This is a genomic window from Glutamicibacter sp. JC586, assembly GCF_009805585.1.
Lineage (GTDB): Bacteria > Actinomycetota > Actinomycetes > Actinomycetales > Micrococcaceae > Glutamicibacter.
In genome coordinates this window covers 86,429-100,811 of sequence record NZ_VHIN01000017.1, presented here as the reverse complement: position 1 = coordinate 100,811, position 14,383 = coordinate 86,429, and the positions used below count along the sequence as shown (strand labels likewise).

Annotated in this window: 11 protein-coding genes; 7 read left to right on the top strand and 4 right to left on the bottom strand. The window is 54.7% G+C overall.

Features of this window, described 5'->3' with window-relative positions; all coding sequences use genetic code 11:
* Positions 1–36 precede the first annotated feature (36 nt).
* Positions 37–711 (bottom strand): response regulator transcription factor, encoded by a 675-nt coding sequence (locus FJV47_RS12430; protein ID WP_159613501.1) that lies wholly within the window; start codon positions 709–711, stop codon positions 37–39.
* Between the two features lie 84 nt (positions 712–795).
* Between FJV47_RS12430 and FJV47_RS12425 the strand changes: the two genes are divergently transcribed.
* Both FJV47_RS12425 and FJV47_RS12420 read left to right on the top strand, forming a co-directional pair.
* On the top strand, positions 796–978 hold the full coding sequence (locus FJV47_RS12425) for a hypothetical protein (protein ID WP_159613499.1): 183 nt from the start codon (positions 796–798) through the stop codon (positions 976–978).
* A 46-nt stretch (positions 979–1,024) separates the two neighbouring features.
* Positions 1,025–2,209, top strand: coding sequence for a sensor histidine kinase (locus FJV47_RS12420; protein WP_159613497.1), 1,185 nt, complete (start codon positions 1,025–1,027; stop codon positions 2,207–2,209).
* Positions 2,210–2,554: 345 nt separating this feature from the next.
* Here the strand turns inward: FJV47_RS12420 and FJV47_RS12415 are convergent, their stop codons facing one another.
* Positions 2,555–3,763 carry a hypothetical protein gene (locus FJV47_RS12415; RefSeq protein WP_159613495.1) on the bottom strand — a complete coding sequence of 403 codons (1,209 nt, stop codon included), beginning with the start codon at positions 3,761–3,763 and terminating at the stop codon, positions 2,555–2,557.
* A gap of 324 nt (positions 3,764–4,087) precedes the next feature.
* On the opposite strand from FJV47_RS12415, the gene FJV47_RS12410 reads away from it, so the two are divergent.
* On the top strand, positions 4,088–5,362 hold the full coding sequence (locus tag FJV47_RS12410; RefSeq protein WP_159613493.1) for an FAD-binding oxidoreductase: 1,275 nt from the start codon (positions 4,088–4,090) through the stop codon (positions 5,360–5,362).
* A gap of 51 nt (positions 5,363–5,413) precedes the next feature.
* Here the strand turns inward: FJV47_RS12410 and FJV47_RS12405 are convergent, their stop codons facing one another.
* Positions 5,414–6,268 (bottom strand): SDR family oxidoreductase, encoded by an 855-nt coding sequence (locus FJV47_RS12405; protein WP_159613491.1) that lies wholly within the window; start codon positions 6,266–6,268, stop codon positions 5,414–5,416.
* Positions 6,269–6,629: 361 nt separating this feature from the next.
* On the opposite strand from FJV47_RS12405, the gene FJV47_RS12400 reads away from it, so the two are divergent.
* The 4 genes from FJV47_RS12400 (at position 6,630) to FJV47_RS12385 (ending at position 10,829) form a co-directional block, all read left to right on the top strand.
* On the top strand, positions 6,630–7,766 hold the full coding sequence (locus FJV47_RS12400; protein ID WP_235026468.1) for a glycosyltransferase 87 family protein: 1,137 nt from the start codon (positions 6,630–6,632) through the stop codon (positions 7,764–7,766).
* Between the two features lie 77 nt (positions 7,767–7,843).
* Positions 7,844–8,260, top strand: a complete 417-nt coding sequence (locus tag FJV47_RS12395) for a LexA family transcriptional regulator (RefSeq protein WP_159613487.1) — start codon at positions 7,844–7,846, stop codon at positions 8,258–8,260.
* Complete coding sequence (locus FJV47_RS12390) at positions 8,250–9,542, top strand: Y-family DNA polymerase (protein WP_159613485.1); 1,293 nt, start codon at positions 8,250–8,252, stop codon at positions 9,540–9,542. The genes FJV47_RS12395 and FJV47_RS12390 overlap by 11 nt, the downstream gene beginning before the upstream one ends.
* Positions 9,543–9,584: 42 nt before the next feature.
* Positions 9,585–10,829, top strand: coding sequence for a glycoside hydrolase family 3 N-terminal domain-containing protein (locus tag FJV47_RS12385; RefSeq protein WP_159613483.1), 1,245 nt, complete (start codon positions 9,585–9,587; stop codon positions 10,827–10,829).
* Between the two features lie 86 nt (positions 10,830–10,915).
* Here the strand turns inward: FJV47_RS12385 and FJV47_RS12380 are convergent, their stop codons facing one another.
* Positions 10,916–14,203, bottom strand: coding sequence for a S8 family serine peptidase (locus FJV47_RS12380; RefSeq protein ID WP_159613480.1), 3,288 nt, complete (start codon positions 14,201–14,203; stop codon positions 10,916–10,918).
* Positions 14,204–14,383: the final 180 nt, after the last annotated feature.

The following is a 14,383-nucleotide window of genomic DNA, read 5'->3' as shown; positions in this document are numbered from 1 at the left end:
TAGATCACACCTATTCGTGTGACGTTGGAGGACGGGTCAACCCTTTGGAATTTCGACGATTCCCATGCGTGCAGCAGCAACCAGTGCCTGTACGCGATCGCGGACGCCAAGTTTGACGAAGATTTTAGCCATATGAGTTTTGACAGTTGTTTCGGTGATTCCTAGAGTTTTGGAAACTTCGGGATTATTAAATCCCTGAGCAAGTAGTTTTAGAATTTGGACTTCTCTATTCGTGAGCCCAAGATCATAAATGAGATCATCAACCTCTTGAGAATTATCGACGTAGGCATCGCGCACTGCCGAAATGAGGTCGGCAGAAACGGAAGGAGAAATAGCGGCGGTGCCTTGGTGAACTGCGTGGACAGCATCAATTATTTCTGAAGGTTCAGAATCTTTTACAAGGTAACCGCTAGCCCCGGCGGTGAGCACTGGCACCAAGTAGTCATCCGACGAGAACGCCGTAATTGCAAGGATTGCAGGGCTGTCTTCACGTGATTTAATGGCGCGAGTTGCGTTAACCCCATCCATGACAGGCATCTGTAAATCCATCAAAACAACGTCGACTTCATTGTCATTACAAAACTCGACTGCTGCCCGTCCATTTTCTGCAGAAAATACGGTCACAATTCCAGAATCCGTTGCTAAGATTGTCCCCAACGCATGCCTGATGAGTGGCTCATCATCAACGATTAGGACCTTAATCTGCTCCATCTGAATCCTTTGGATCGATGCTGCAAGCCACCAAAGGGCCTGCTCACTTGAAAGTATATAAGTTCTCGAGATGTGGGGTTTGTTATGAAAGGCTTAAAAATGCTGGCTGTTGCCGCGCTGGCTTTGGCACCATTGACCGCTGTGGCGGCTCCCGCATCCGCGGCGCAGAGCCAATCGATCAATTCCGGTTCCGTCGCGACTCCGGCAGGTTTTAGTACGGACTTCGCCAAATGGCTTTGCGAGCGTTATGGCGTAAGTTGCGGTTGATCCGTCTTATTTGACTTGACTGCCGATGCCATGAATTATTCGGCGTATGAGTGAACGACTAAAGGGCACCCTGACCAAGCACCTTGCTGGCCGGGGTGTCATTATTTGGGCTGGAATTGCGATTCTTCTTGTTCTATCGAGCAGTGAAGTAATTACGATCCTGAAAGACGGGTTTAGCGGAGCCCCTGCGGCTTCGGTTCTAGGGGCACTCATTGGGCTTGCGCTCTGCGCGATCTTGGCTTTGGGGCTTCGTTGGGTCTCCCTCTCCCTGGGCCTCTTTGTGGCGGTCGCGTTCTTTTTCCTGAATGACGGTGTGCTGGTGTTCTGGACGTTGATCGCGTTCATGATTTTTGCCGCCCTTGCGGCTACTGCGACCTCACGTAGCGTGCGTGGATTGTTCCTCACACTCTCCGCTGCCTGGATGGTTCAATTTGGACTTCAGGCTCATCAGGATGCAGTTTTACTGGTGGCGCTGATTCCTTTAACGGCTATGGCCTATGTGGTGACGCGGAGTATCTCTCAGCTGCGCGAGAAAAGTGCTGAAGCTGTGGAGCAGGTGGAAAGGGCGAGAGAGCAGACGCGCGCATCTATTGACCGGGAGCGTAAGAATATCGCCCGCGATTTGCATGACATCGTCGCTCACGACATTACGATCGTGGCCATGCAGTCGAAGGCGGCAAAGTTTGCCAATGACGGAAATGTTGCACTTGAGGCGTTGGATATCATCTCCAAGTTAAGTTCCGAAACATTGCACGACCTCCGTTTGATGCTTAACGTATTACGCGCCGATGGGACGATGTCCGCGGACGCAGGAGAAGGTACTGACAAGCCCGCGGCAACCACAGTTAACGTGCTTCAAGGCGCTGAATTGTTTGTTCAAAGGCTCAAAGACGCGAATTTTGTCGTGACCTCCATCACGGATGAAAAAATTTCAGAGTTGCCTCGCTCGGCGCAGACTGCGGTCTATCGAGTAATGCAAGAAGGTACAACGAATGTATTGAAGCATGGCGCGCCAGGTGGTCGCTGCTCTCTTGAGCTCGCTGTAAATGGAAGCGAAGCATCGTTAGAAATTACTAATCAGGTAGATGTTTCGGGTAAGAAAGTGGCGGGGTTTCCGGCTGGTGGTAGTGGCCTTATTGGCATGGCTGACAGGATGCGAGCTTTTGGTGGAAAATTCTCAACTAGCCAAGAGCAAGGAATTTGGACCCTTAGGGCCAGTATCCCCTTCTAACGCTTACCCTCCTACTAAAGTATGATTTCGGATTTCTGCCGAACGCGATAGGTTAAACATGTATCGGTGAAGAACCGATCACCAATGAGGTACTTGGTGGTGTTTTGCGAGTGGCATCATCGAGGACCTGAAGGTGATTAGAAGGTACGTTGCATTGTGTGGACGGACTGATCTTTCAGCGGCAGTGCGCCCCCATCGCAAGTCGTTGTCTGTCAGCAGTGTGACGTACCTTTTATAACTTGAAGTCAATCCTTGTTCCCTGATGCAAGGATGCCGATACGGATGATTCGAAAAAGTGATGGCCTCGGAGATGCTCCGAGGCCATCACTTTCTTGTTTTTGGCCGTTAGTCCGCGTCAGCCTCGCTGGAGTCGGCTGTGGATTTCAGAACGTGGTCGGAAACTTTGCCTAGCGCGCGTTCGAGAGAAGAACGCAGCACGATAGGAACGTTGATCTCGTCGGTGATCTGAACCAGTCCTTCGCGTTCGAAGATGCGCAACAAGGATTCCACCTGCGGTACAACCTCTTCGAGCTGAGGAATCAGGTGATGCTGCTCTTCTGGAAGATCCTCGGTGGTAGGGATCTGCAGGGCAAACTCGGTGCGAACGGTGTTGCTCGATGCCGCGTTGCTCAAAACACCCGCCACCATTTCGGCGATCTGAGCTTGACCAGGCTTTTCCAAAGTATTGATTAGGATGTGTGAGAACAGCACCTCGGCAATTAATTCTTTGATTAGTCGGGAGCCGGGGCCGTTGGTCGCCAACAATGCGTCGCTCAGGGGCTCGGTTGGAGTAGCGTTAGGTGCTTGGTAGCGCAGTAACGCTGTCCCGATCAGTGCGTCCCAGTAGGCGGATAGACGTGGAACCTCTGCCAGCGAAGCGACGAGTGTTCCGTCTTCTGGCTCCCACTCGGGATGCTCGGTAACTTCGGCGTCGTCATCGACCTTGATGAACAGGCCTAGTGCAGCGGCGGCATCCTGCAACGTTTCACCGGTCAGCACGCCAGCGGCGGTCGTTGGCTTCCCTTGGCCGACCCACTGGATGAGTTCTCGGGCTGCAAAAACAAAAGGCATGGATTCGAACGAGCCATTGGCTTCTTCATCTTCGAGATAGGGCGCGACGATAGGAGAGTCCCCGGCCATCCGTGAGAGGAATTCAAAGCTCTGTTTGAAATCTTCGACGCTGCCACCGAAATTCGCAGTGGTACCCAAGAAGGTCAGATAGTGCTTGAGGATCGCAGCGCTCGCCTCTGAAACTTCCTTGCCCAAAGAAGAAAGGTGTCCAAGCTGCTCACCCAAAACGGTGGGGTCAAACGACTGCACATCAACGCTCTTGCGCAACTGTGCATGGACGGTGAGCAAAGTGGTGAGGCTTTCAATGGCCATGCGTGTATCGCTGGCAGACTGCCCATCTTCTTGGAAGTGGCGGAATAGCTGAGACTTAAAAGGCTGCAGCGCCTGGCGTACGTCTGACTCGAAAGGTACGGTGCTTGCTCCCTTCCGGCGAGCCGGGTGTCCCTGGGAGGTTTTCTTCTTAGCTGGTTTTCGTGAGGCCATGTGTGTGGTGGTGATCCTTTTGAAATGGCTGGTCGTAAAAGATGAATAATCGCTTCCTTTCAGTCTACGCAGAGTGCTGTTCGTGCGGACTTCTTGTGAGGAGTCTGACGTGGTCCAACGGTACAAAAGAATGTCGAGACGTTGACTCGTTGCAATAGATGCGGACTTCATAGTGAATTTCCGCAAAAAATGCAGATCACACTGCAATGTGGTGGCGCTCACCGTTGAATCCTCAGGATGCGTTGAATTTAGTTGAAGATCGCGCGAGAGTGAACACATGGGGCCTCTCACGACGAGGTCAGTGATCTACGAGGAGAGTGCATCATGGCCAAAACAACGCCAGAACATGTAGTTGTTGTCGGTGCGGGGTTCGTCGGGCTGTCGACTGCCTGGTACCTGCAGGAAGCAGGTGTCAAGGTCACAGTTGTTGACCGTGGCGGTGTTGCATCCGGTTCGTCATGGGGCAACGCGGGCTGGTTGACTCCCGCCCTCACTTTGCCGATCGCGGAGCCTTCGATCTTCTCCAACGGGCTGAAGATGATGCTTGATCCAACCTCTCCGCTGTACATTCCGTTGCGCGCCGACGCTAAGCTCTTGCGCTTCCTGCTGGGCTTCACCTGGCATTCAATGCCTAAGCGCTGGGAAGCTGCGATGCGGATCTTTTCTGAAATCGGTGTTCAGGGTCTGGATGCTTTTGACGAAATTGCCCAAGATACACACGCGGGTCCAGGGGTGGCCGAGCACACTAAATCAGCGGACCCGTTCCTTACCGGGTTCACTTCGCTCAAGGACCGGGATGCCTTGTTGCATGAGTTTGAGATGATCGAGAAGACCGGAGGGAATGTCGAGTACGAGCTGCTTAGCGGCGAGCAGCTACGGGGCATCGAACCGACGCTCTCTGAATCGGTGGCAGCTGGTGTGGCAATTAAGAATCAGCGCTACATTAACCCACCGAAGTTTATGGCTTCGCTCGGTGAATCCGTTGTAGCCCGCGGTGGCGATATTATCGGTGCCTTCAACGTCACCGATGTTCGCGACAATAAGAACTCGGTGACGGTCATTGGATCTGAGGGACGAGCCATCACCGCGGATCATGTGGTGCTGGCAACCGGAGCCTGGATGACTGACATGGCTCAGAAATTTGGTGTGAATGTAGTGGTGCAAGCCGGGCGAGGCTACTCGTTCACGGTGGAGCCCGAGCATATGCCTACCCATCCGATCTACTTCCCAGCTCAGCGCGTGGCTTGCACCCCGTTAGGGGATCGATTCCGCATTGCGGGAACCATGGAGTTCCGGGACGTCAACCACAAGCTTGAACCGAAGCGCATCGAAGCTATCGTGGCCGCAGCGACCCCCGTCTACAAAGGGATTAACTGGGAACAGCGCAAAGAGGAATGGGTCGGTGGACGCCCATGTACGGCAGACGGACTACCGCTGATTGGCCAGACGGGATCTGAAAACGTGTCTGTTGCTGGTGGCCACGGCATGTGGGGAGTGGCTCTGGGGCCATTGAGCGGAAAGATTCTTGCTGCGCAGATTACCGGCCAGTCGGTTTCGACTCTTGCCCGTCACTTCAATCCGCTACGCAAAGGATTCTGATCCCAGCGATCGGCGGGGGACAAGGACTAGGAGCAGAGCTGGCGGTGTCCTTTAGGCGTGCCGGGTGGCAATACCGGAGAGCATCTGTCGGTAGCCTTCAACGTAACTTGGGTACTGTAATGTCAGTCCGCTGTTGAGCAACCGGGAGTTATCCAAGCGCCGATCCCCGGCACGTCGTGTGGCCTGGGTGGCTTCCGCCTGTGGTGATTCTGCTCCAAGCTCGGCGGCAAGGAATTTATATACCTCACCTAGTTGGGCGGGAGTGTTGTCAGTGGCCAAATATAGGTCCGCCGCTTGATCGCCCAAGTCCGCCACGTGCACGATGGCTGCAGCAAGGTCATCACGATGAATTCGGTTGGTCCAGTGTGATTGACCGGGAATCTTCGCTGAACCGGAAGTGACCAGGTCAATGAGTCGGGTTCGTCCTGGTCCGTAGATTCCCGAGGCGCGCAGGATAGTTACCGGCAGGAAGCTCTCGGCGAGCGCTGCTTCGGTACGAGCCAAGACCTTCGCAGTCTCACGTGTGGCAGTGATCGGCGCCTGCTCATCGACCCATTCGCCATTATCTCCGCCCATCACTGCGGTGGAGGATACGTAGATTAGTCGGCGCAATTGTGGCGCTTGTTCGCGCAACCGTAGGCAGAGTTCCTGGGCCACCTGCAGGTAGCTTCGCTCATAACCTTGAACGTCGCGGGAAACAGGGACTGGCGTGAGGAGTACGATTTCGGTTTCAGGATCTATGATCGGCCAGGTATCTGATTCCAACAGATCTACGTCCTGCCTGGAAAAAGCGTCGGGAAGTTTTGAGCTATTGCGCCGCCACCCTGTGATCTCATGACCCTGAGCGTGGAATCGCAATCCTGCTTCGGTGGCGACATCGCCACAACTGACCAGTAATACTTTCACTGCGCTCCTCGAATGGCACTTCTTGTACTTCAAGAGTAGAGCTATTTCCAATAGCGACACCTCCACTAGAGGCAAAGCCGTCATAACAATGCTTCTCACTTGACGGGAAAAGAGCAACGGAGATGAACTTGTAGTTTTTGCTCTAGGGTTAATGGCGGGCACAAAGGACGAATTGGCACGGTGCGATACCGAAGGTGAATGTCGTACTGGCTAAGAATTCTTTGACGCTCACTGAATACCTTTACTGCTACCAGATGCTTCAGCGTCTCGGTTATCTTATCCACCAACGCTAGGGTGATGAATTATCCGTTCTGCAATTTTCAGGCCAGTTCATCGGTCAACGGCCATCCTAGAAATAGTGATGGTGTTGCTTTTGGTTTGGACGTTGATCACCATAGAGCCCACCGGCTGGGATCTGTCGGTGTATCGCGAAGGTGCGTTGACGTTGTTGCGTGAACCGCAGGATCTTTACGGACCCTTCGTCGGACCCATCAATGCCCCGGGGTTGCCGTTCACCTATCCTACGTTCGCGGCCATCATGTTCTTACCTATGGCGATGTTCCCGTACTGGGTGTCGGTGACGGTGACCATGATCGCCTCGATCGTTCTGACGTTCTTTGTTGGTAAGGACTTGGCGAACCGCATAGCCCGCCGTTGGCCGCAACTTGGACGCTGGGTCACCCCACTCACCCTGACCAGTTTGATGCTGATCTCCGGTCCATTTAGAGACACTATTTGGTTTGGCCAGATCAACATTTTGATTCTTGGTGCTTGTTATTTAGCGTTGGTGAATTCTAAATCAATGACACCGTTTGTTGTAGCGGTGGGTATTTGTGCCGGGATCAAGCTCACCCCAATTGCCCTGCTGATTCTGCCTTTGGCCTTGCGCAGATGGAAAGCGGTCATTATTGGAACCCTGACGTTCTTAGGAACTCAGATCCTTGGGCTGATTTTCCAATGGCGTAACACCGTGGACTACTGGTTCGACGTGGTGCGCGATCCGTCGCGTGTGGGCAACGTTGGCTATATCGACAATATTTCCCTACAGGGTTTCCTGACCCGTTTGGGTGCTGGTTCGTTAGTTTGGTTCGTGCTGGCGCTCGCCGTGGGGCTCGCCTTTATTGTCTTGCTATACAAGCTAGACGGCGCTGTTGAGCCGGTGGTGCTTTTGGGTATTGCAGCAACCTGTCCGTTGTTGGTGTCGCCGGTGAGCTGGTCTCATCACTGGGTGTGGGGTCCTGTTATGGCCTACGCATGGGTGGTTGTTGCTCTACGCCTTGACGCTTTGCCTCGTCGGATCATGCTGGTGGTATTGGTGTTGTTCAGCGTTGAGTTGATGATTTCGGCTAAGTGGGCCATTAGATTCTTTGGTATCCATCCGGATCATGAGTTGGCGAGCGGGTGGTACATTTGGCCAGCCATTCCGGTAGTGGGCATGGTGTTGTGCCTGGTTCTTGCTTTGGTTTCCAAGCCACGAGAGCTACCTAAGGCAGGCTAGTTCCGAGCACCTGTCTTGGGGCTGTACAATTCTAGTATTCGAATATTTGTACTAGTTTGTGGTTAGGGGTGCTGAGAGTGGCTGATGAACCAGATTTGTTGCCCCCTGGTGCCTCTCAGGGCCCGGTGCAAGCCGTATCTGCCATGGGATTCCCCTCGCCAGCACGTGACTACTTTGACGGCGGCCTGGATCTGAACCGACTACTGGTCCGGGATCGGGTGTCGACCTTCATCATGCGAGTGAGCGGGCACGCTATGCAATCGGCAGGAATCTTTGACGGAGATGAAGTAATCGTCGACCGTGCGCTTTCGGTCCGCGATGGCTCGGTGGTTATCGTGAATCTCAATGGCCAAATGCTGGTGCGGCGCTGGCACATCGACGGTTCCAACGTCGGGTTGCTCAGTGACGAATCACCCCTTCCCGTTTGGCTGACCGAAGGCGATGAAGTCGGAGTCTTCGGAGTCATTACTAGGTGTTTGCATCATGTCCGCTGATCACGTGTCGCTGGTCGACGTGAACAACTTCTACGTCTCCTGCGAGCGAGCCTTCGACTATTCCCTGCGCAACCGTCCGGTAGTCGTCCTGTCCAATAATGACGGCTGTGTGGTCGCACGCTCTCAAGAAGCCAAGGACCTTGGCATTGCCACAGGGGAGCCATTCTTCAAGATCCAACGATTGATGGACAGCCACAACTTGGCCGTTCGCTCGAGCAATTACGAACTTTATGGAGACATGTCGGCCCGCGTCATGGAACTACTCGGCCGTTACGGAACTTGGCATGAGGTTTACTCCATTGACGAATCGTTCATTGGCCTGGAAGGCAATCTGGAACAGGCGCGTAGTACCGCCGCTCAGATCCGAAAGGCAATCGATAAGACCATTGGCGTGCCGCTCTGCGTGGGAGTGTCCACCACCAAGACCCTAGCCAAGCTGGCCAACCATATCGCCAAGCACAACCCCGGGCTCGGCGGCGTCTGCGTTCAGCAGTTGATGGACCAGCAGGTTCTGGACAACATTCTTTCTCGTGTTCCAGTCACCGACGTGTGGGGCGTTGGACGCAAATCAGGTGCCAAACTGGCCAGCATGGGTATTGAAACCATCGCGGATTTGCGTGACGCTGACCCGCTGGTCATCCGCAAGAAATTCTCTGTGGTTATGCAGCGGACCGTCTTCGAACTCAATGGACAGCGCTGCATCGGACCGGTGGAAGAGCGCGCGGATCGTGGGCAGGTCATGTTCACCCGGTCCTTCTCGACCCCGGTACGTACCCGCGAGGCCATGGAAGAAGTCATGTCCATCTATGCGCAAAAAGCCGCCAGCCGTTTGGCTAGTGAGGGTCGTTATGCCTCACTCCTAACCGTTACTGCAGGAACCAGCCGATTTGCCCAAGGTGAATCGTCTTTCCCCAGTGCGCAGGTACGACTGCCGCGACCCACAAGAGATCCTATTTTGCTTAGCAAGTTGGCCATCGCTGCAATGGCAGATTTGATGCATCCGGGCATGGACTATGTGCGCGGCGGAGTAATCCTTTCCGGGCTCAGCGATTCGCCAGGTGAAAAGCAACTGGATCTTTTTGATCTCGGTGACGACCACGACGAGGAAGAACAGAAAAATGTCTCTTCGGTAGTGCAGGATATTTCCGCCCGCTTCGGGGCGAAATCAATCGGCTTGGGACCAGCCGGTATGGCCCAAAGCCCATCCTGGACCATGAAACGCGAACACATTTCCCAGCGCTACACCACCGAATGGGATGAGCTCTTGGAAGTCCGCGCATAAGACTTTCGGCGTCTTCGCAGAACTGAGTGAGAGGATGAAACAATGACTACTCACGTCAGACAGATCATGTCATTGGGCTTGCTCTCGATGTTGCTGCTCAGTAGTTGCAGTGCACCCAGTTCGCAGACGAACGCTCCAAGCTCGCAAAACCCTTCGCCATCAACATCATCTTCGCAAACAAGCCAGGCACCGGGCACTGCGGACCGCGAGGAACCTACGCCTGCTCCAAGCCAACAGCCTACGCTTCGCCAGCAGGCCGAAGAACTCGCTGACCAGCTCTCGACGGAGCAACAGGCAGCAAGTCTGGTGATGGCCGGCGTCTCGGCAACGGGTGCGGGTAGCAGTGAGCTGAAAGCTATGAAGAAGCAAGGCTTGAGTAACGTGTTCTTGCGAGGTAGGTCGCACCTCTCGATTAAGCAGACGGCGGTCGAAGTCGCAGCCATCACCAAGGCTTTGAAATCCAATGTTCCTCATGATCTGCCGGTCTGGGTGGCCACTGACCAAGAAGGTGGGTTCGTGCGTGTGCTGCAGGGTGACGGATTCACGAAGTTGCCGACCGCATCCAAGCAGGGGCAATGGCCAGAGGACAAACTGTCCTCGGCTATCAAGCAGGTCGGTGAAGAACTGACTGACGCCGGGATTAACCTGAACTTGGCGCCAGTCGCCGATGTCGTGCCCGCAAAGGTTGGCACTGGCAATGCGCCCATCGGCTACTTTGGGAGGGAATACGGCGCCACTTCCGGCGAGGTTTCCACCGCCATTACCACCGTGAATGACGCACTGAACGACGCGGGTGTGCAACCGGTGGTCAAGCATTTCCCAGGTCTGGGACGAGTGGCAAAAAATACCGATGTGTCCAGCGGCGTCACCGATACCGTGATCGGCATCGATGCTTCCGACCTTGAGCCGTTCAAGCAGGCGATCGCTCAGGATAATTCCTGGGTCATGATTTCCAACGCCCGCTACACGAAGATCGATGCCGCCAATGACGCACCATTTTCGTCGAAGCTTATTTCCGGACTGCTGCGCAACGAGCTGGGTTACCAGGGAGTCGTGATTTCCGACGATCTGTGTGAAGCGAAACAGGTAGCGCAGACTCCCGTGGGTCAAAGGGCCATAAAGTTTGTTGCCGCCGGCGGTACCGTTCCACTGTGCGTTAAATCAGGCAAAGCAATCACCATGGTTCAAGCACTGGGCAAAGAAGCCAAAGCAAATCCAAAGTTTGCCAAGCAAGTGCGTGCGGCTGCAACTTTGGTGTTGGAAGCTAAACTCCGCCAACGCTCATAAGGTCACCGACCCAAGGCATAAAAAGGCCCCGGATTCTTCCTACTCGCTAGGAAGAATCCGGGGCCTGGTCTCGAAAAAGCTAGAGACTACTTACTCTTCGGCTTTCCGTTTTTACCGGACACAACATCTAGTACCTGTGCACGCTTGGAATCCGCATTGTGCAGGTGGAGCAGTAGAGCCTTGGAGTCTTTGGCGCTATCTGCAACGGTGACTGGAATCTTGTTGCCCTTCAGATCGGTGAACAGTGAACCCTCTGCACCAAAATCAACCTGTGGTGTTGCCACGTTGAAGTTGATCCAATCGGTCTGATCTACCGGAACCATCGAGCCGCCCTCGTCGGTGTTGTACCAGGAGTAACCAAAGACGCGGTAAGAGATATCCGCAGCGTCCTCGCCTAGGCCAAGAGCCGAGAGAGAAACTGGCAGGATCGCCGTATTGGTGTCGTAGGTATTGGTATCAACATCTCCGAGTGCACCGTTCACTGGCTGAAGATCAACCTGCTTGCCGGTGTTCAGATCGTAGGTAGCAGCCAGATCAAGATCCAGCTCGTCGATTACGGTAGTGAAGGTGACGAAGTCGGCCTTGCCATCAGAATTGGTATCGATCTCTACATCCAACTCAGTGCCACCGGCTAGGTGAGCCCAGTTCTCCCAAGTAGAGATACCGATGTTCAGCTGACCATCGGCGATACCGGTGCGTGGCGCGGTGCTCGATGCACCAACGTACTGCAGATCCATGGACCGAGCAGCTGGAATGGCATCCAGCGATGCATCGCCGCGTCCGCTGGAAGCACCCAATTCAAAGGCGCCGAGCAACGAAGTGACCTCGGTAGCACCTTCACCAGCGGTGATGTGCTTACCTTTCAGATCTAGGGTCGTGGTGTTTGACCCCTTCTTCAGCTTCTTGACCTTACCGGTCATATCCGAAGTCAGCTTAGGAGCTGCCTGAACGGGAATACGCAGCGTGGGCGCCGTGGAGCTAGTCAGTTCAACGCGACCAGTAGTATCGGCAACCCAAGCGCGAGCCAGACCCGACTGTGTGGTTTCCATGGTTGGGTCAATGGTCTTAGCCCACTTCTTGGGATCAACCTTCAAAGTGACGGTCAGCTCAGCGGTGCCGCCGGCCGCAACGGTGACGCTCTTGCGATCCAATGAGTAGCTTGCTCCAGGGATTTCGGTGGCCGCAACGTAGTTAGCTTTGTAGGTCTGTGCCTTGTCACTGGTGTTTTGTACGGTGATCTTGCGCTTGGCGGTGTAGCCTTTTTTGCCGTCGAGCTCAATAACTCCGAAGACTACGCTGGTCAGATCAGGTGCCTGCGAATCGTAGGCGAAGGCTGGAGTTTCGATGGCTGCATCAGCCATCACCCGGCCGGAACCCACGCGGTTTGGCCCGTAAGCCTTGCCATTGGCAGCCTTGATGTCGGTAGCAGCGGTATTCATGATGACTGATTTGGCTTGGTAAGGGGTGTAGTCGCTGCCTTCAAGAACGAGGGCTGCGATACCGGCAACCAGTGGAGTAGCCATGGAGGTACCGGACATGACCGCGGTACCGGTACCGGTGCCCACGCCAACTGAACCAATTTGTGTACCTGGCGCGGCCACATCTGGCTTCACTACGCCATTGGAGCCGTGAACGCCACGCGATGAGGAAGAGTTCAGGGTGTCACCCGCGCCCGATTCGCTGGAGGAAGCTCCAACAAAATCGGGGGACAGGGTGACCTTCAACGTACCGGCCTGCGCAGCTGGACGTAGCTTAGTGGACTGATCCAAGGTGAACTGAGCACCTGGGATCGTTGCGTTGCCGGCGATACCAGCATCGAAGAGGTTAGCCTCGGAATCCAAGAGCACTCCGGTGGCACCGGCGGCTTCAGCATTGTTGAAACGAGCGCCGGATCCACAAGGGAATTCGCCGTTCTCGCTCCATTTAAGCCAAACCCACTTGCCCTCCAAAGAACCTGCTTCGAATGGCTCACAACCGTATTCGTTGCCAGCTGGAGCTACCACGACTTCACCAGTCAGCGCAGCAGCGTCGGCCTTGGTGTAGTTGAAGTTTGAGGAGTACTGACCCGATGCAGCACCGGCGAGATCGCTCGGAGCATCAACCTGGATCTTGTCCAAGGTGACATGCGAGCCAACCGAGTTAGCGACAGTCAGCGAGGAGCGGGAGTTACCTGGAGAACCGCCCACGTCGGTGACATCGCCTGCGTTGCCCGAAGCAACCACCGAGAGAATGCCCGCTTTGGTCAGTTCATCAACGATGTCGTTTTCAGGATCCTCGGTAGGGGAGTGATCTGAACCCAGAGACATGTTCACGACGTTGGCGCGGTCGGAGAAATCACCGTCGCCGTTAGGGTCCAAGACGTAGTCAAGAGCCTGGCCCACCACGGAGGAAGAGCCACCACAGCCGAAGACGCGAATGCCGATCAGCTGTGCTTCTGGTGCAGAACCAGGGCCAACCTTCATTTCTGCCAAAGCCTTGGCATCAAGATCCGAGTATTTTCCCTTGAAGGTGGAGCCATCGGCATTCACACCATAACCAGCGGTGGTGCCGGCAACGTGAGAACCGTGTCCTGCTGCTTCACAGTCCAATGGGTTCGGATCTGGGTGCGGGATCGGCTGGTAGGTATCATCTTCGTCATTGGCATTGTAGTCATCGCCGACCAGGTCCCAGCCACCGATGAACTTGTTGCCGTCACGCAGTTTGGATTCTGCCGATGGAAGTTCGGTGGATGCTTGGGCTTCTTTGTAGGCTTCTAGGGTGCCAGGTCCACCGAAGCTAGCGTGGGTGTAATCAACGCCGGTATCCAATACCGCAACCTTCACGCCCTTGCCGGTCTTGTCCAGAGACTTCCATGATTCCAGGGCACCGGTGTCAACAACCGAAGATCGGTTGGAAGTCTTCTTGGGAACAATGGAGCTGATCTTTGCTACGTCACTGCGCTCGGCGAGCTTTCGCAAATCATCTGCGTCGCCGGTCAGTGCCACACCCTGCAATGCGTTGTGGGTGGTGTAGATGATTGAGGACTGAGACTCGGCGGCAAGTTGTTTGCCCTTAGCCTTCACGTCCTTATTCATCTTCTTGACCTTGGCTGCGTCCTTTTTCTTTCCGGACTTCTTGACGGTTTCAAATGCTCCGTCACCTTTGAGCTGAACAAAGACCGAAACCTTGCCGGAGGCCTTAGCTAATGGCCCTGCGACCTTTAGCTTTGATAGCGCCTGAGTGTCGCTAATAGGTAGTGAGAAGGCTTGCTCGCCATCTGCTGGTTGAGGAATACCTGCTGCACTTGCCGGTCCTGACAAGGTGACAGCCATTGCGAGTGCAGTGGCTGACCCCAAGATCAGACGCGGCACTCGTTGCGTGCGCCGAGTGACCATGATTCTCCTAGCTGGGCTGGGTAGCGGTAATGCTCCCGTCACCGGGCGGGCGAAAATGGCAAAGCGGTGCGAGCCTTGATGATCGTCCGAGGCCTACGTCCGCTGGTACGAAGGCCTATAGCTAGGAATCCTAAGTGACCCACAGCATATATCAAGGGGTTGTTGAATAATTTTCTGTAA